Raw genomic sequence first — 17,694 nt, 5'->3', positions numbered from 1 at the left:
GATGCTATATGATGAATTTCTATGATTCCAGCTTATTCTTTGACGAAATGTTTGAAGGTACTCAGCCTAAGCCGCATTATCGTTCATTTTATCGCAAGCTAGCGATGTTTTCGCAGGAGCAGCTTGAAGAAAAATATCGCCAAGCACAGACAAGCTTTCTTACCCAAGGGATTACCTTTACTGTCTATGGTGCACAGGATGGAACAGAGCGCACCATGCCATTTGACTGTGTGCCAATTATTATTCCACATGCACAGTGGGCAACCATTGAGGCAGGTGTCAAGCAGCGTGTTAAAGCGCTAAATTTATTTTTACAAGATATTTATGGTGAACAAGCGATTATTCGGGATGGCTATATTCCACGGCAGCTTGTTGAACATAATCCATACTACGTTCTAGCAATGAAGGGATTGAAAGTACCAATCGCTAATCATATCTTTTTAGCAGGCATCGATTTAATTCGCGATGAGCATGGTGATTATCATGTATTAGAGGATAATTTACGCAACCCTTCTGGCATTTCCTATGTTTTTCAAAATCGTCATGTTATGAAGGAGGTATATCCTGAATTTTTCTCTAAGCATACAATACGTCCTCTTGATAAGCATCTTGCTTATATGCAAAAAGCTTTGCTGGCACATCGCCCACCCTCTATGTCAGCAGCACGTGAGCCAAAAGCGGTGCTATTAACAGCAGGGATGTATAACTCGGCTTATTATGATCATGTATTTTTAGCCCAACACTTAAATATTCAGCTTGTTGAGGGACGCGATTTAGTTGTACAAGATTTAAAGGTTTATATGAAAACGATCTATGGCTTGCAGCAAATTAATATTATTTATCGGCGGATTGATGATGATTTTTTAGACCCTGCTGTGTTTCGAAAGGATTCGTTATTAGGTGTTCCTTCGTTAATGGCAGCTTATGAGGCAGGCAATGTAGCGATTTTAAATGCGGTTGGCAACGGTGTGGCAGATGATAAGGCGATGTATGCCTATGTGCCTGAGATGATTCGTTATTACTTGCAGGAGGAGCCTATTTTACCGAATGTCCAAACCTACCATTTAGGAGATGATCGTCAGCGTGCATGGGTGCTGGAGCATTTGCATGAGCTTGTTATTAAAAATGTTGGTGCTTCAGGGGGCTATGATATGCTGATTGGTCCACATGCGAGCGAGGAGGAAATTGCTTTATTTAAGGAAAAAATAGTAGCACAGCCACTGCAATATATTGCACAGCCAACGATTAAGCTATCGCGAGCACCTGCATTTCAGCAAGGACGCTTTTATCCTTGCCATGTCGATTTACGTGTGTATGTGGTCAAAAGTGAGGATTGCTATGTATTGCCAGGTGGTTTATCACGAGTGGCATTACAGGAAGGGTCATTGATTGTGAATTCATCGCAAGGTGGTGGCGCTAAGGATACTTGGATATTAAAGGAGGACGTGCAGCATGCTAAGTCGAGTAGCGGACGCACTATATTGGATGGCACGGTATAGTGAACGAACACAAACAAATGCACATATATTACAGGTACAGCTGTTGAATATGCTGGAGCAATCGGGAAAAGAACATGAATATTTAGATCATTGGGAGGCTATTTTAACGATTTGCGCTTCCAAGCAGGAATATTTAGCTAATTATCAAACGATACGTGTTAATCCATTAATTGATTATCTATTATTTTCAGAGAAAAACAGCAATGCACTTCAGGCAACATTGCGGTCTATTCGAGAAAATGCGCGTGTCACACGAGATAGTATGCCAGCAGAGCTATGGGAAATGCAAAATGCCTTTTATGTTACAAAGCAGCAAACGATTCTAGCAAGAGAGCGTCCTATTCCACTGATTGAGCTGCAAGCCTTTTTACAGGATATACGCAAAACTTTCTTAACGGTCACAGGGCTAATTGAAGGTACAATGGATCGTGATCTCCCCTTTTATTTTATACAAATTGGCAAGTGGCTTGAACGTGCAGAAAAAACGCTGCGCATGATTGTCACAATTCTAGCGCAACATAAAGCAACAGCACTCCCTCTTGTGGAGAGTGATGGCACCTTTCTATTAGATATTGCTGTAGCAAGAGAATCTTTCTTACGCAAGCATCGACAAATTAATGTATTGGCGGTGATGCGCTATTTAGTACAGGATGAGCATTTTCCTCGTTCGGTCATGTTTTGTCTGCAAAAAATAGAAGAAGCTATTACAGCCATTGAGCAGGATGCTTCATCTGAAAGGTTTTTAACGCTGCATGTGACAATCAAGCGCTTTGCTGCTACAATGAACTCGATTCATTTTGAACAACTGGATGTGCACGAAGCTATTATTATTATGGAGGAACGATTGGGGCAATGTATTGCCTTCGGTGATGCATTCTCAACAATCTATCATTTATATGAACCCAGCCTACAATCTTGAAGGGAATCCACCACAGCTCCCTGTCAACAAGCAAGTCAGTAAGCAAAAGGAAGCGGACACGATGAAATTTGAAATTCAGCATACCAATATTTTTCAATATGAAACTGAAGTCGATCAAAGCTTAAATACGATTCGCTTAAAGCCGCGCAGTGATGAGCGTCAGCGCCTGCTCTCTTACCGTATTGCGATTACACCATCATCCCTGACACGTGAGCATACGGATATTTGGGGCAATACAGTTGGTTCCTTTTATATTCCAGAGCAGCATCAAACATTAGAGATTCACACCTCCTCTATTGTTAGTATTCAGCGTGCGCCATTTATTCATCGTATTCAATATTCACCTGAAATGCAGACAATTTTTCATTCACAGCTATTTTACGAGCATTACTTACCATATTTAAAGACGACCCATTTTACATTTATGTCGGAGCCGCAATTAGAGGAGGTTTATCATGCAATTGGTCATGCTGAAAATCCTGTGCTGTTTTCGTTGAATTTAATGCAATATTTATATGCTAGCTTTAATTATGATTCGACCGCAACAGATGTTACAACAACTGCCAATGAAGCATTTGCCTTAAAACGCGGTGTTTGTCAGGATTTTACGCATGTTATGCTGGCTGTGCTACGCGCAAAAGGGATTCCAGCGCGCTATGTTAGTGGTTATTTATATGTGGATGAAAATTCAGGGCTTATCGGCGATATTGCGACACATGCTTGGGTAGAAGTTATGATTCCTGGCATTGGCTGGATCGGTCTTGACCCAACAAATAACGTGGAAGTATTGGAGAGCCATATTATTCTATGCATTGGCCGTGATTATAGTGATATAAGCCCTGTTGAAGGTGTTTATACAGGTGGTAAGCATGATTTAACGGTAAAGGTAAACGTTAAGGCATTAAATCATTTATAATAAAAATATGCAGCAATGGCGAAAATGCGCTTGCTGCATATTTTTTATTCAAAACGTCGCTGTCTTTCGGTTAGCACCCATTTACGCACATAGCCCATCTCCTGCTGAATATGCTCCAATGTTTTTTCCTGCTGAAACGCCTTCTGCATAACGGTATAGCGTAAATCCGTTGCCCGTACATTTTTCCCGATTTCCTGAGAGATTGTTTGAAAAATGCGCTCCACGGTTTTAGTCGTAATCGGCTTTGCCTGACTTGCCTCGCTAACCCACATCCATTCCCCCAGCTCTTGCTGATGCAATGTTGCTGTTTCCTGCTGATAGTGTGCTAGCATTTCCAGCAATAATGCAGATAGCTTAATGGCTCGTCGTCCATTGCGATTAGCAATATAAATAGTGGCTTCCTTATCATGAACATGTGCCCATTTCATACGGACAAGCTCTGCTGGCTTACATCCTGTTTCCATTAGCATTTGGACAATGCAGCCATTGCGCCGTGCCAGCCATGCATGCTCCTCTGTTTTAGCATATTGAAAATAGGTTGGCCAAACATTAGAAATTTGCATCATATGCTTGTTTGTTAGTAATTGAAGTGCCTCTTTTTGGCGTTTTTTCGGCTGTAAAATATGCTGATAATCAAAGGGCTCCACCCATTCTCGTAAAAAAATAAAGTCCACAAAGCCTCTGAGTGTCGCGATTTTATGATTAAATGTATTAATATTGCTATATGTTTCCTTGAGATAGTTACAATAAAGCACTAATATATCTTTGAAATGCTGATCTACATCTAAGTAGTTGTGCTCACGGGCAAACGTTAAAAATTGCTGTCCGTCCATATTGTACTGCTTTTTTGTGGCAGCGCTTTTTTTCAATGATTGCAGCAATAATAAATAGCTATTCCATGCTTCCTTTAATGTGACCATAGAATCTCTCCTTGTTTGCTATGCGTAAATTATTTATAGTTTACTATATTTTGGGTGCGTATGTTCTATTTATTTTATTAAATTGTAGTGTCGGATAATCTGTATTTAACCGCTTCTACTAATAGGATGCCCCTTACAGTAATAAGAAACATATGTTCTTATTGTATTTTCTCATAGTTTCGACATGCTTTCAATCAGAAATGCCGCTTCCTTGTAAAATTCAGATAATTTCGTGTTTTTTATTGTTTGTGTTATATAATAATAATATGAATGAAACCTATAGGAGGCTTTGCCGATATGCAAGTAAGGACAACTCGACTGGAAGCAGAAGATGCAAAAATTATTTATCAAGAAACCGCTGGCCTAGCGATTATTACGATTCATCGCCCTCAGGCAAAAAACGCATTAACCGCAAATATGTGGGATGAATTAGCGAAAATCGCTCAGCAAGTATTAGAAAACCCTAAAAATAAAGTATTGATTTTACGCGGCTCAGGTGAAAACTTTACAGCAGGCTCTGATATTAAAGAATTTAATGCCATTTCTCTCGACAAGGCGGAGGAAGCCTTTGTGCATATGGAGCAAACGATTTCTCTTATTGAGCGCCTTCCCCTACCAACGATTGGTGTCATTAATGGACCTGCCATGGGCGCTGGCTTAGAGCTAGCTTTAGCGTGTGATATTCGCATTGGCTCCGATAAAGCCAAGCTTGGCATTCCCGTTGGTAAATTAGGCATTACGTTAAATAATCAATTTGCCAAGCGCTTAGTCCAGCTTGTAGGCCCTGCCACAACAAAGGATTTAGTCTTTACAGGGCGTATGTTTAAAGCAGAGGAAGCCTTTCGTTTAGGAATGCTGAACTACCTAGTAGCAGAAAAGGACTTAAATAAATATATGATTCGCATGGGCAAGCTGGTCGCAGGCATGTCACCAGAATCGCTGCTAGCTGTAAAGCAATCCGTGCAGGAATGCCTCGATAGTGTACCTGCCCTCTGGCAAGGCTCCACACCTTTTGTCGGCAGCGATTTTGCAGAGGGCTGCCGTGCCTTTGTAGAAAAGCGTCAGCCTCAATTTACACGTCAGCCAAAATAGCTAAAAACAGGTACTCTACTCACAAATATGTGAAGGGAGTACCTGTTTTTTACGGCCTTTTAGCGGCTTTCACATGGAGATGAATAGCATCTAACTCATAATCAAAATGCTGATAAAACTCCTGCTGCACTGCCTGCTGTAAGGCATATAAACGCTCTGCCAATGAACCATCCAGCGGCAGCTTAATCTGAATGGTTAGGATTGCCTGTGCCTGCTCGCCTAATAGAAATTGTACGTGCTCCACCTTATGTACAAGCGCTTGCTGACGACAGCTATGCGTTAATAGCTGAACATATACCGATTTATCAATGTCAATATATTCCCGCTGAAAATCTGGGCGCACAATGGTCGTTTCGCCAATTTTCTCTCGCTTTGGTCCAAAAATTTCCATACCCTTTTGCACTAAACGCTTAAAAAAGTTTTGCTCCACTTGGCGATAGGGAATCGGCATCACGTGCTTTCCTTGTGTTTGACGAATAAAGCGTGCCTTTTGAATCTCCTTCAAGGAACGAATATCCTCCACATAATAATAATGTGCAATCGGCCCTAATGCTAGCTGCTTAGCAATGCTATTGGTCATTTTATTCGATGTACCAATTAGTAAAATTGACTGCACCTGATAATTTGCCAATGCTTTTTGCACCGCCTCTCGATGCACCTCATCCGTAAAAATAGCACGGCGTACAGCCGTAATTGTATTTTTTTCAAATTTTGCGGAAACACCTGCCACCCTAACGCCATTAACAATCAGCAAGCCATCATCAATAATCGCCTCAACGCCCAATTGATGGGCAAAGGCAAGCGCACTTGTACTTTTGCCTGTGCCGCTCGGTCCGCTTAATGAATATACCTTCATGATCGCACTCCTCCTCTCAAGCTCTCCCATTGAAGTTTAGTATAATATAACCTTCCTCTTTTCGGAAAGCCTGCTATCCGTCACAGTAAACAGTCTATCCGTCCATTTAGACACGCAATCCGTCAGACTATGCTCGCTCACTATAAATATTTTCTTTTTTCAGAATATCTTTCCCCTTCCATGCTTTCGTATGATAAAATGATGCAATTAAAGCTTCATTTTAGATAATCATAAGGAGTGTACGTATTTTGAAAATCAATCCATCTAACAAAATGTCATACTTTACACAAGCAATTTTTGGCGATTTAAAAAACTTTGCCAAACAGCAGCAAGCAAAGGGGATGCAGCTCATTGATTTAAGCTTAGGCAGCCCTGATATTCCCCCACATGCAAAAATTCGTGAGCATCTATCCTACCAAGCAAGCTTAGCCGAATCTTATGGCTACACACTCACAGGTACACAGCGATTCTATGAAGCTGTTAGTCGCTACTACAAACGTCGTAGCCATGTTGACTTAGACCCCGCTTCTGAAATTATTCAAACAATGGGCTCCCAAGAAGGCTTAGTTCATTTACCGATTGCCTTTTGTAACCCTGGTGATATTGTGCTTTCCACAAATCCCGCCTATGTTGCCTATGATGCAGGCATTCGTTTAGCAGGAGCAACACCCTACTATATGCCATTAACAGCCGCTAACGATTATTTACCAGACTTAGACGCAGTGCCTGAAGAAATTGCCCAACAAGCCAAGCTCTTAATCTTAAACTTACCGGGTAACCCAGTGCCTGCCATGCCGTCCTTCGCTTATTTTGAAAAGGTGATTGCCTTTGCGAAAAAATACAATATTATCGTGCTGCATGATGCGGCATACTCTGAGTTTTACTTTACAGGGGATCGCCCTATTAGCTTCCTTGCTGCACCGGGCGCAAAAGAAGTGGGCATTGAAATTAATTCCCTGTCTAAAAGCTTTAGCCTTGCGGGCACACGTATTGCCTATATCGCAGGTAATGCAGAAATAATTGCTATTTTAAAACAATTGAAATCCAATTTAGACTTTGGGATTTTTGAGCCCATTCAAGATGCAGCTGTCGTAGCACTTGATCACGCAGAAGAAATTACAGAAAGCTTACGTGCCACTTTCTCAGAACGTCATAAAACGCTGATGAATGGCTTACAAGCACTAGGCTGGGAGGCAGCACCATCAGACGGCGGGATGTTTGTTTGGGCAAAATACCCATACAATATCGATTGTACAGAGCTAGCCTTTCAATTAATCGAACAAGTTGGCATTGTTACTGTACCAGGCACAGTTTTTGGCACAGCAGGACAAGGCTATTTGCGCTTAGCCTTAGTACAACCAAATGAGATGTTACAGGAGGCGGTTACACGCTTGGCCCAAGTGCAATTAACGCCACAGCCTTAAACAGACAAAAACCCTTCTAATTTTTGACTTAGAAGGGTTTTATCATAATTTTTAAATCCACACATCATTTTCAGCAGTTAGCTCTGTTTGCTCTTCACCTGTATTCACGACCCCATTAGGCTCTACAAGTAAAATTTTACACTCTGAAGCTGCATAGGGTTTATGTTCGACATTACGTGGTACTACAAACATTTCACCTTCACGCAAGCTCACTTCGCCATCTCGGAATTCGATTGTTAAATGCCCCTCAAGGACAATAAACACTTCATCTGTATCAGCATGCTTATGCCAAACAAAATCGCCCTGTACTTTGACAAGTTTAAATTGATAATCGTTCATTTCAGCAATAACCTTTGGTGACCAATGCTCTTGAAATTTAGCTAATTTTTCTTGAAAATTAATCGGTATGTATGTCATTTTATGTTTCCTCCCTTGGTATGAAGCTACGAATTTCAATGAAGAATGCCCTAGACCTGCACTGTTCAAACCCAATCCACATTTTGCTATAGTATACGTCCAAATTTGAATTGTATCAATTACAAAAATATATGTATATTAATACACTGATGATTCAAACACCCAAAAACAGCTACTGCGGATATTTAGCAGTAGCTGTTTTTTTAAAGCTCATATTTTTCCTGATCCTTATCTTGGTAATAGTTATAGCGTTGTTTAAAGAGCTTAAATAAATGCGTAACAAGCACCTTTAAAAGCGCATAGCCTGGAATTCCTAAAATAACACCTGGCACACCGAATAATGAGCCTGCTGTCAGCAACACAAAAATAATAGTAATCGGATGAATGCTAAGCGATTTGCCCATAATTTGTGGCGAAATAAATTTTCCCTCGATGAGCTGGACAATCGTCCAAACAATCGCTAGCTTAACAACCATAAATGGTGATGTTACGAGTGCAATAATCACAGCAGGTGTAATAGCAATGACTGGTCCTAAATATGGCACAACGCTTGTAATCATAGCAAGGAAGCCAAGCAGTAGCGCATATTTCATACCGATAATTAAAAAGCCAATTGTCACCATTGCCCCAATACACATGGATACTAAAATTTGCCCTTGAATATAGGAGCTAATTTGCTTGTCCATATCATGGAAAATATCCGTTACCTCTTGACGCATGCGTGGTGGGCAAACCTTCAGCATAAATTTCGGTAGCTTTTCGCCCTCTTTCAGTAAATAAAACAAAATAAACGGCACGGTCACAAGCGATAATATAATACCTGTTAATGTGGATAAAAAGCCTGTAATGCCTGTTGCTACGCCTTGTGCTACATTTGTTGCTGTATCCTTCACTGTTTCAACCATATCTGTTGTGAAATTATTTACAACCTCATCATAGTTTAAATTAATTTTATCTAAGTATTCATTAAAGCGTGATTGATTCAGGAATTCAACAATGCTTTGTGTAAACGCCATAAAGTATTCAGGAAACTCCTGTACTAAATTGGTGAACTGATCACGTAAAAATGGATAGACCAGCACAACAAGTAATGTAATCACACCAATGACCGCAATATAGAGCAGTAAAATTCCCCAAATTCTTGGAATGCGCCAACGTACCAATATGGCAAGCAATGGTCGCAGTAAATAGTAGCCAATTACAGCTAGTACCCCTGGTAAAATGACAACTTCAAATAATACTTGAAGCGGGGTAAAGATAAAGGAAACTTCATGAAACATAAAAATAACACATGCCACTAATAATAAAACAACTAGTGTAAATAATAGGTTCTTTCCACCTAAAAAACGAATAAACTTTGTTGCAAACAAGCCTGAGCGTTCTTTTGGTTGCCCTTTGTCCATATCTCCACCCCAATCCACAATGTTCTACTTTTATAGTACAGGATTTTATTGGTTTTTGCGAAGCATCACTCTAACGGAATACCTAAAAAATCACGTAAAAAGTCTTTATTTTGTTCAATATCAATCACAATGGAGTCCCCGGCATGGCTAAAGTTTTGGAATTGGTAGCTGCCTTCAATCGGAATCGTTGCTTTCTCAATATTGACCTTACCTTTTGATAATAATTTTAGTACTTGCTGCATTTCCTCAGCAGGTGAATAATCTGTTGTAATATAGCCCTGTGCTGCGCCAATAAATTTTGGTAAATGTAGCATATTGGTTGGGGTTAATAGCTCTGTTTTTAATGCTTCAATAACCTTCTGCTGACGTGCAACACGGCCAAAATCCCCTTCCTCATCCTGACGGAAACGTGCATACCCTAATAGCTCCTTCCCGTTTAGATGATGGACACCCTGCTTCAGCTCCACATCAATATGCTCAGACATATCCTTCTCTACATCCATCTCCACCCCATTTGGTGCTAAAATATCGACCAATGCTTCAAAGTTTTTAAAATCAATCAGGGCATAGTGATGAATCGGTAGCCCAAACATATGTGTGAGTGTATCTTTTAATAATTGCACTCCATCTAAGTAATAGGCTGTATTGAGCTTATACGACTGATAGCCGGGAATATCTGCATAAATATCACGCATAAAGGAAACAAGCTTCATATCATTGTTTGCTTTATTCCACGATAATACCATCATGGTATCTGTGCGTGATTTTTCCTCTCCACGTGTATCCACGCCTAATATTAAATAGTTTTCAATATCTCCTGCTACTGTATCACCTGTAAAATCCTCCTGCGCTATATTTGTGGCATTGGCAAGCTTTAATCCGCTGCGATATTGCATGACCGAATAGGCGGCTAGCACAATGACACAAAGTACTAACAATGTAAAAAAAGCTCTCCCTTTACGCAATCGACGTTTTGGGGGACGTTGTGAGCGTCTTGTATATTCTTGCTCTTCCATACTGTCTTCTCCTCTATTTTATAATAATTAATGTAACGAATGAGTCACTGGAAAGTTTCATCTTCCTTTTTATTTTACAGGTGCTGTCATACATTGTCCAAATTACAGTAATAGAAACCCTATCATATCAATATTTCACAAGATACATGCAAAATGAGAATATCATAAATACTAATTCGAAAAAGAAACCCTCTCATTCCCACATTTACTCGTACGCGCTCTTTACATGGCTGCTAGGTCCTGATGACTAACCTTCGCACTATCTCATTTATTTTTCAGATGCTATAATAGTGGTCACATAAAGAAAGGATGATTCAAATGATAGAAAAAGCTGCATTTGCGGGCGGTTGTTTTTGGTGCATGGTCAAGCCGTTCGTTGAATGGGATGGCATACATAAGGTGACATCTGGCTATATGGGTGGTCATCTTGACAATCCAACCTATGAGGATGTCAAAAAAGGAACGTCTGGTCATTTAGAGGTCGTTGAAATTGAATTTGATCCAGCGATTTTTAGCTATGAGCAGCTACTTGATATTTATTGGATGCAAATTGACCCAACCGATGCTTACGGCCAATTCCATGACCGCGGTGAATCGTATACAACAGCCATCTTTACCTATACAGATGAGCAAAGGCGTCTTGCGGAAGCCTCAAAAGAAAAGCTGGCGAATAGTGGACGCTTTGATAAACCTATTGTAACCAAAATTCGTGATGCTGAACGCTTCTATCCAGCAGAGGACTACCATCAGGATTATTATCAAAAGGAAGCTGAACATTATCAGCAGGATCGTGCCATTTCAGGTCGCGATGCCTTTATCGCCAAGCATTGGGAACAATAAGTGCTAAAGAAGGAGGTGCTTCTATTTATGGCGAAGCACCTCCTTCTTTGACAGTATACATCGATTATCGAGATGTTAGGTAAATGAAAAATTTAATCGCATGTAGTCCCAAGCAAAAAGGTACGTCTGAAGGTAAAATAATTGTGGATGCTACCTCCTATCAGCTTGTACATGCATGGGGACTATTACTTGAATGATGGTTATGTAAAAATTGAAAAACAACTGGACCCACGAATGCCAGAATTCGCACAATTCCCTACCGTAACCGTTAAGAAAACAGTAAAATTAAGGTGAACATTGAAGATACATCTACTATTACTGTGAAGCAATGGCATGAAGATGGTACGTCTTCACAAGTTACCTTAAAGGATCACACATTGATAGCCCTCAAAACGCAGGCTACTATATTTATGAAGTTCTGGGACAATCAGTGGATAGCCAATATTCACATATATTCGATATTCAGGTGGAGGAGCAGGAAAAGAGCTAGCTCTCCTTCCCTGCTACAGCTACAAAAGCTTGCAATGCCTTGAAAAAGCGCCTGCCATATTTCTCAAATTTCACCTCGCCAATACCGCTAATAGAGCGAACAGCTTCTAAGTTGGCTGGCTTTTGCTCACAGAACTCCCGCAATGTTTTATCCGAGAATACAACAAATGGTGGTACGCCTTCCTCATCTGCAATCTGCTTGCGCAGGACACGTAAATGCTCGAATAGCGGGTCATCCGTAGCAATTTGACGCACCACTACCGCCTCCTTACGCATCACCTTTTGACGACCAAGCAGTACCTCCTTGCCCTCCTCTGATACATAAATCGTTGGGTATGTGCCATGCTTGACAGCTAATAGCCCTTCTGCAATTAAAAATTCAATAAAATTGGATACATCCTTTAACGAATAGCGCCCTTTTAATAAGCCATACGTGGATAAGCGTACAAAGCCAAAGTCCGTTATTTTTTGATTTTTCGAGCCGATTAACACCTGTGCCACCATCGTCTTGCCAAATTTTTGCCCCATGCGTACCACACAGGCGAGCACCTTTTGCGCGTCCTCTGTCACATCTGCCACGGCTCGTCCATCATTGCAATTACTACAGCGGCCACAAGGCTCCTTCTGCTCCTCTCCAAAATAGGCTAAAATGGCATTTTGCAGGCAGCCTTCCGTATGGCAATAATCGACCATTGTTTGCAGCTTTGCCAGCTCCTGCGGAATACGTGTTTCATCCTGTGCTTGCTCAATTAAAAAACGCTGTGTTTGCACATCGCCTGAGGCATACAGCAAAATACAGGCACTTGGCAAGCCATCGCGCCCCGCTCTGCCTGCCTCCTGATAATAGCTTTCCATATTGCGCGGCATTTGATAGTGCAAGACAAAGCGCACATTGCTTTTATCAATGCCCATTCCAAAGGCATTTGTAGCCACCATAATCCGTGCCTCATCCTTTAAAAAACGATCCTGCTCTGCCATCCGCATCGCCTCTGGCAGCCCTGCATGATATTTCGCAACCGCTTCCCCTGAGCGCTCAAGCATATCATAAATAGCATCGACCGCTTTGCGTGTAGCAGCATAAATAATGCCGACCTCCTGCTTATTTTTCTGTAAATATTGCTTCAAATAGCGATCCTTATGCTCACCAATTAGCACTGAAAACGCCAAATTATCGCGTGCAAAGCCTGTAATTACCGTTGCCTGCTCATCAATGTCTAACAGTTGTCGAATATCTGCGCAAACCGTTGGCGTAGCTGTGGCTGTTAGCGCTAAAATAGTGGGCTTGTGCTGCCATAAAGTAAAAAGCTTTTGAATCGAGCGATAGCTTGGTCGAAAATCATGCCCCCATTGTGAAATACAATGCGCCTCATCTACTGCGATAAGCGGCACTGGTACATGTGCTAATGCCTGTAAAAAGGCGGTACTATCCAATCGCTCTGGTGCAATATAGAGCAGCTTTAAATAGCCTGCACTTGCAAGCTGCATTGTTGCATCCACCTCCTGCGCCGTCAATGTACTATTAATATAGGCAGCAGGAATATTGGCTGCGCGTAAAGCCTCCACCTGATCCTGCATTAATGAAATTAACGGGGAAATCACAATTGTTAGCCCCTCTAGCATTAAGGCTGGAATTTGATAGCAAATGGACTTTCCTCCACCCGTTGGCATCACACAAAGGCTTGATTGTCCGTGTAAGGTTTGCTCAATAATTTGTGCTTGCCCTTGACGAAAGATTTCATAGCCAAAGTGATGCTGTAGCATTTGCCTTGCTCGCTCCATGCAATATCACTCCTTGATTGTTAAATTTACTAATTGATACGTGCCTTGCTCATTTTTCCATAGCTTATATAGGACTGTCGAATAGGCGACTGCCTCTTGCCCAGCCGCATTGGTCAATAAATATTCCGTTTGCGCCTCTACAAGAAGATGCTCTCCCTCTACACGAATGCTTTGAATCACTGTATCGGAAAAATGGATCTTCGCCTGTTTAGCAGCATAATAGCTAACCATCTGTGCCAATGTGTCTTGTAGCGCCTCGCTGCCAACAACAGGCTGCATAACACGGGCATCCTGAACTGTGACAGCACCTTTTAAGTAGTTATGAAATGTATCTAAAAATAACATAATTTCATCCGTATTATACGCAAATACATTTTCCCCATATTGCTCAATCGCTTGCTGCACTGCTGCTTGATCGCCTTGCTCTATATAAGGATAAAGATTTTTCGATTGCGCCAGACGGACACTTGGCTCCATCCCCTCTGTAAGCCATTCCTCTATAAATGGCTCAATCGCTTGCAAAGGTAATATGTATGGCTGGGATTCGCCCTTTTGCTGGCGTTGAAAATAGAGCCCAACAATCGCCCCCTGTGCAGCCTCCATCACAGGGCTTCCAACAGGCAAAGCTTCTTGCACATCTATATAATAAGCAGCGACCTTATCCTCATACTGCTGAATTGTATAGGGTGAGCCGTTGACATAGACTGCTAGCTGCTGGAGCTCGCCTTCATATATATTCGGTACTTGCACTACAGCCTTTGTGGATACTTGTAACAAGGCGGTATTATAGGCTGTTGATATAACATGCACATTGGCTGCAGCCCATTCTCCATGACTTAATTGCACAAGGGCTGTTGGCTTTGAGGCAACAAGCGCGCCATTTGTTACGATATAAAGCTGTTCACCCTCCTGCCTGATAATAATGCCTGCACCAATACCATGCTCACCAACTACTTTAACCTCTGGCACAATTTTTTGTGCTTGCTTTGCTGTGACGGCTGTTTGCACCTCTGACTTAGAAAGTTGAAACACATCCTTGTCACAGCCTGCTAGCAAACCTATTGCCGCTCCTAGCAGCAGCCACTTTTTATTCATACCTTCACCAAATCTTTCTATTTTAGCATTCTCTATTGCTATCATAAACAACGTATCGTTATGTTTCAAGTTTACATAATAATATTATGAATAATTTAACTATCTTCATATCATGAAAAAAACGCTCCTCATCAGGAGGAGCGCTCTTGTTCTACATAGTGAATCACATCAGCCATAATGGCATACAGCTCTTTTAATTTTAGTGTTTGATTGTCTGTTATTTTATCGGCTACTTTTTTAGTCACAATACCTTGATCAATCAACGCATCCCAGCTTGTGGCATCCGATTCGCCAAGCAGTACATCTGCTATATACTGTGCCACTTCATCACGTGTAATCGCCTCATCACCTGTGCTATACACTTTATTAATCACAATTTCAAGCTGATCACGCATAGTTGTAGCCTTTTCTGGATAGGCACGTAACATGCTTTCTTTGAACGTTTTCGCGAATTTTAGTTTTGTTGCTTTACTGTCTACGTTTAAATCATTATCATAGCCACCTACCACAAGACCATAATTGATTAATGTTTGAATAGCCTTATCATACCATTTTCCTTGATATGGATAGTCCTCAGAAAATGCATCCACATATGCTCCTTGCTTATCGAGCTGCTTACGCAAGGAAGCAATTAGCTTGTTATCCTGACTCATTGCTCTAAAGCTGATAGAATGCTCAAGGGCAAGTGCCGCTGCTGTTCCTGCCGCTTCACCTGTCACCATACCTGTTGGTACAATGCGCGCACTTCCCGCAGCAAGTGAGGAATAGCCTGCAGAGCGTCCTACCACAAGTAAGCCATCAATATCCTTTGGCACAAGTGAACGGAACGGAATGGCATACTGCTTTGGCGCAGCAATCACATAGCCGTAATCATGCGGCGTTTGTGCTTGTACATCCACTGGATAGGAGGCAATGCCAATGCTATCCCAATGGTCACGATTCGTCCAAATATCAGCCATTGGTAATTGATACTCAGCCCAAATATGTCGTGTTTCCCTCACATATAGCTCCTCTGGATAGCTCACAACTTCCGCCTGTTCAAACCCTGGGAAGTTTTCCTGTAAATATTGCAAAATATGCGCTGTTTCTTTTTTTCCTGCGTTAATCGCTGCCTGCTTAGAATGCTCATTTAAGCCATCCACACCGAAAATTTGCAGGGCATTAATAAAGTATTCATCATCCACTCGTGCTAAATTCAAGCCACGTAAGCGCACGCCCTCTTGCGCAGGCTTGTATTCATCATGAAGCTTTGTAAAGCCCCACATCACGGTATCGTTTAAATTTGCACCACCAAATACATCCGAGCGAGCCGCTTTTTTTACCTGATCCCAATCGACATTTTTTAAATGCAGCATTAAGGTCACAGCCATGCGCTTATCCTTAATCCCAATATCCTCACCACCAACAAAATAAGGAACACCCGCCATTGCCGCAAAATCCGCATCCTGTGTTGCATCAATAAATGACTTACCCGCTACCTTATATGTACCAAATTCATTTTTTAATTCCACAGCGGTCAGTTGCTGCTGATCGAGATATGCTTGCACAACTTCTGTTTGAACCGATAATGTTAGGTTTGGCTCTTGATCGACAAGCTTTTTAAAGGCAGCCTTTGCGCCTACAATGCCAAACGCATCTTTGCCTTTCACAAGCTTATGCCATTCCTGAAAAATCCCTTTACTAATGGAGTTGTTGCGACCATCCCGTGGAATATCTAAAAAATTAAGCATACCGTATGTAAATAACCCACCTAATTCCTGTCGTTCCTCCACCAATAATGTTTTAGCGCCATTTCGTGCGGAGGCAACCGCAGCCGCAACTCCCTCTGGTTCACCGCCAATAACAATTACATCATAGTTTTCCTCTAGCGTCTGAAGAGGCTCTGGCTTTTGATATTCTTCCACTAATTGATTATATGCTCGTGTGCTAAGCAGCTCCTTTAGCCAAAAATAACCTCCAATCCCTAGTAATAAAATCATGACAGTCATCGCTGCCAGCAATAATTTTTTGCCCATAAAACACCTCTGATAGTTAATATTTCCATGAATAAGCGCATATTATCGCCATTTCCACTGCTGTATATAGTTGATTGTGAGTAAGCCTTGAACGGGTTTGATGGCTGTTTCGTTATTGAGCTAAAAGTGAGGGGTAATTGAGCTGAAGCAAAAAACAGTCAGCTTCCATTCTAGTCGATAGTTCACTCAATAGGCAATGGAAAATGATGCAATATTTCTATTCTTTTTTCAAGAACAGCCAATCATCTGACATAATAGACGTTTTCGTTTCGCAGAAAGTTACAGGGAGGAACGATTTTAGTGGGAGAAAAATAAGAAAAAGAACGAGAAACCTTGATTTAATAATGTTTATAGACGCTGGAACATCTTTCATGCTATACTAGAGCCATTGTGAAAAAAGGAGGAACTTGCATGATTCAAGTTAGTAATGTAGGTCTTCGCTATGGCGATCGTAAACTATTTGAAGACGTAAATATAAAATTCCAAAACCTTTGTTTACTTAAACCATTTTACGAAGAAATGTAGATGAATCGTGGTTTAAAACTATATTTAAAACGTTTTAGGTAAATGAAAAAGTAAGAATAAAATTCTATTACCTTCTTTAACAAAACTATACACTACCCACCTATTTTTCATCAAGTGCTTAATCGAAAAGGAAGGCAAATAAAAAAGAGGGAAATTACCCCCTCTAAGTTACCTCAATTATCTATAAACATATGTAGGAAAATCAGTTAAAACAATATATTCTCCACATTTTTTACAATCAATTCTTAATTCCTCTACTCTAATGTCTAAATCGCTAAACTCTTTTGGCGGCTCATCTTCATCAAAGTTTTCATCAAGTTTAATTTCACTAATTCTAAACTTATCACCTAAATCATTCAAGCTAGCATGTCTACCTACAGTTTTTGGAGTTAATTCAACTTCAGTTTCACACTTTTCACAAATAATATTTATTTTCATGCTCTAAACCTCCGATACAATTTTTACCTATATATTACCAAAATAAACAAC

General features: G+C 41.0%; 15 protein-coding genes. 6 read left to right on the top strand and 9 right to left on the bottom strand.

Going from position 1 to position 17,694, the window contains the following annotated elements:
• The first annotated feature begins 8 nt into the window (after positions 1–8).
• The 3 genes from MHB42_RS09920 (at position 9) to MHB42_RS09910 (ending at position 3,334) form a co-directional block, all read left to right on the top strand.
• A complete protein-coding gene (locus tag MHB42_RS09920) occupies positions 9–1,499 on the top strand; it encodes a circularly permuted type 2 ATP-grasp protein (protein WP_340805839.1) in 1,491 nt (496 codons plus the stop codon).
• Positions 1,453–2,418 carry an alpha-E domain-containing protein gene (locus MHB42_RS09915; protein WP_340805838.1) on the top strand — a complete coding sequence of 322 codons (966 nt, stop codon included), beginning with the start codon at positions 1,453–1,455 and terminating at the stop codon, positions 2,416–2,418. Before MHB42_RS09920 ends, MHB42_RS09915 begins: the two co-directional genes overlap by 47 nt.
• A gap of 61 nt (positions 2,419–2,479) precedes the next feature.
• The gene (locus MHB42_RS09910; protein ID WP_340808572.1) at positions 2,480–3,334 is read left to right on the top strand and encodes a transglutaminase family protein; all 855 of its coding nucleotides are present in this window, start codon (positions 2,480–2,482) and stop codon (positions 3,332–3,334) included.
• 44 nt (positions 3,335–3,378) lie between these two features.
• Here MHB42_RS09910 and MHB42_RS09905 read toward each other — a convergent pair whose 3' ends face one another.
• The gene (locus MHB42_RS09905; protein ID WP_340805837.1) at positions 3,379–4,254 is read right to left on the bottom strand and encodes a tyrosine-type recombinase/integrase; all 876 of its coding nucleotides are present in this window, start codon (positions 4,252–4,254) and stop codon (positions 3,379–3,381) included.
• Between the two features lie 297 nt (positions 4,255–4,551).
• On the opposite strand from MHB42_RS09905, the gene MHB42_RS09900 reads away from it, so the two are divergent.
• Positions 4,552–5,346 (top strand): enoyl-CoA hydratase/isomerase family protein, encoded by a 795-nt coding sequence (locus tag MHB42_RS09900; RefSeq protein ID WP_340805836.1) that lies wholly within the window; start codon positions 4,552–4,554, stop codon positions 5,344–5,346.
• A 49-nt stretch (positions 5,347–5,395) separates the two neighbouring features.
• Here the strand turns inward: MHB42_RS09900 and MHB42_RS09895 are convergent, their stop codons facing one another.
• On the bottom strand, positions 5,396–6,202 hold the full coding sequence (locus tag MHB42_RS09895; RefSeq protein ID WP_340805835.1) for an AAA family ATPase: 807 nt from the start codon (positions 6,200–6,202) through the stop codon (positions 5,396–5,398).
• Positions 6,203–6,450: 248 nt separating this feature from the next.
• Between MHB42_RS09895 and MHB42_RS09890 the strand changes: the two genes are divergently transcribed.
• Positions 6,451–7,626, top strand: a complete 1,176-nt coding sequence (locus MHB42_RS09890) for an aminotransferase class I/II-fold pyridoxal phosphate-dependent enzyme (RefSeq protein ID WP_340805834.1) — start codon at positions 6,451–6,453, stop codon at positions 7,624–7,626.
• Positions 7,627–7,677: 51 nt separating this feature from the next.
• Here MHB42_RS09890 and MHB42_RS09885 read toward each other — a convergent pair whose 3' ends face one another.
• From MHB42_RS09885 to MHB42_RS09875, 3 genes are all read right to left on the bottom strand, one after another.
• Positions 7,678–8,043 carry a cupin domain-containing protein gene (locus tag MHB42_RS09885; protein ID WP_340805833.1) on the bottom strand — a complete coding sequence of 122 codons (366 nt, stop codon included), beginning with the start codon at positions 8,041–8,043 and terminating at the stop codon, positions 7,678–7,680.
• A 203-nt stretch (positions 8,044–8,246) separates the two neighbouring features.
• Positions 8,247–9,446 carry an AI-2E family transporter gene (locus MHB42_RS09880; protein WP_340805831.1) on the bottom strand — a complete coding sequence of 400 codons (1,200 nt, stop codon included), beginning with the start codon at positions 9,444–9,446 and terminating at the stop codon, positions 8,247–8,249.
• A gap of 65 nt (positions 9,447–9,511) precedes the next feature.
• Entirely contained in the window at positions 9,512–10,462 is a 951-nt protein-coding gene (locus MHB42_RS09875) for an LCP family protein (protein ID WP_340805829.1), read from the bottom strand.
• Between the two features lie 318 nt (positions 10,463–10,780).
• Here MHB42_RS09875 and msrA point away from each other — a divergent pair, with 318 nt between their 5' ends.
• A complete protein-coding gene (gene msrA / locus MHB42_RS09870) occupies positions 10,781–11,302 on the top strand; it encodes a peptide-methionine (S)-S-oxide reductase MsrA (protein ID WP_340805828.1) in 522 nt (173 codons plus the stop codon).
• 486 nt (positions 11,303–11,788) lie between these two features.
• Here msrA and recQ read toward each other — a convergent pair whose 3' ends face one another.
• From recQ to MHB42_RS09850, 4 genes are all read right to left on the bottom strand, one after another.
• The gene (gene recQ, locus MHB42_RS09865) at positions 11,789–13,570 is read right to left on the bottom strand and encodes a DNA helicase RecQ (protein ID WP_340805826.1); all 1,782 of its coding nucleotides are present in this window, start codon (positions 13,568–13,570) and stop codon (positions 11,789–11,791) included.
• Between the two features lie 6 nt (positions 13,571–13,576).
• A complete protein-coding gene (locus MHB42_RS09860; RefSeq protein WP_340805825.1) occupies positions 13,577–14,710 on the bottom strand; it encodes a TcaA NTF2-like domain-containing protein in 1,134 nt (377 codons plus the stop codon).
• Between the two features lie 86 nt (positions 14,711–14,796).
• Positions 14,797–16,680 carry an FAD-dependent oxidoreductase gene (locus MHB42_RS09855; protein WP_340805824.1) on the bottom strand — a complete coding sequence of 628 codons (1,884 nt, stop codon included), beginning with the start codon at positions 16,678–16,680 and terminating at the stop codon, positions 14,797–14,799.
• 702 nt (positions 16,681–17,382) lie between these two features.
• On the bottom strand, positions 17,383–17,643 hold the full coding sequence (locus tag MHB42_RS09850; RefSeq protein WP_340805822.1) for a hypothetical protein: 261 nt from the start codon (positions 17,641–17,643) through the stop codon (positions 17,383–17,385).
• Between the last annotated feature and the right edge of the window lie 51 nt (positions 17,644–17,694).

Source organism: Lysinibacillus sp. FSL K6-0232 (assembly GCF_038008325.1).
Lineage (GTDB): Bacteria > Bacillota > Bacilli > Bacillales_A > Planococcaceae > Lysinibacillus.
The sequence above is the reverse complement of the archived record's forward strand: the minus strand, read 5'-3'. Positions and strand labels throughout refer to the sequence as shown.

Coding starts and splice junctions, on each gene's coding strand:
- MHB42_RS09920 (WP_340805839.1), top strand. CDS start 9: ATGATGAATTTCTATGATTCCAGCTTATTCTTTGACGAAATGTTTGAA.
- MHB42_RS09915 (WP_340805838.1), top strand. CDS start 1,453: ATGCTAAGTCGAGTAGCGGACGCACTATATTGGATGGCACGGTATAGT.
- MHB42_RS09910 (WP_340808572.1), top strand. CDS start 2,480: ATGAAATTTGAAATTCAGCATACCAATATTTTTCAATATGAAACTGAA.
- MHB42_RS09905 (WP_340805837.1), bottom strand. CDS start 4,254: ATGGTCACATTAAAGGAAGCATGGAATAGCTATTTATTATTGCTGCAA.
- MHB42_RS09900 (WP_340805836.1), top strand. CDS start 4,552: ATGCAAGTAAGGACAACTCGACTGGAAGCAGAAGATGCAAAAATTATT.
- MHB42_RS09895 (WP_340805835.1), bottom strand. CDS start 6,202: ATGAAGGTATATTCATTAAGCGGACCGAGCGGCACAGGCAAAAGTACA.
- MHB42_RS09885 (WP_340805833.1), bottom strand. CDS start 8,043: ATGACATACATACCGATTAATTTTCAAGAAAAATTAGCTAAATTTCAA.
- MHB42_RS09880 (WP_340805831.1), bottom strand. CDS start 9,446: ATGGACAAAGGGCAACCAAAAGAACGCTCAGGCTTGTTTGCAACAAAG.
- MHB42_RS09875 (WP_340805829.1), bottom strand. CDS start 10,462: ATGGAAGAGCAAGAATATACAAGACGCTCACAACGTCCCCCAAAACGT.
- msrA (WP_340805828.1), top strand. CDS start 10,781: ATGATAGAAAAAGCTGCATTTGCGGGCGGTTGTTTTTGGTGCATGGTC.
- recQ (WP_340805826.1), bottom strand. CDS start 13,570: ATGGAGCGAGCAAGGCAAATGCTACAGCATCACTTTGGCTATGAAATC.
- MHB42_RS09860 (WP_340805825.1), bottom strand. CDS start 14,710: ATGATAGCAATAGAGAATGCTAAAATAGAAAGATTTGGTGAAGGTATG.
- MHB42_RS09855 (WP_340805824.1), bottom strand. CDS start 16,680: ATGGGCAAAAAATTATTGCTGGCAGCGATGACTGTCATGATTTTATTA.
- MHB42_RS09850 (WP_340805822.1), bottom strand. CDS start 17,643: ATGAAAATAAATATTATTTGTGAAAAGTGTGAAACTGAAGTTGAATTA.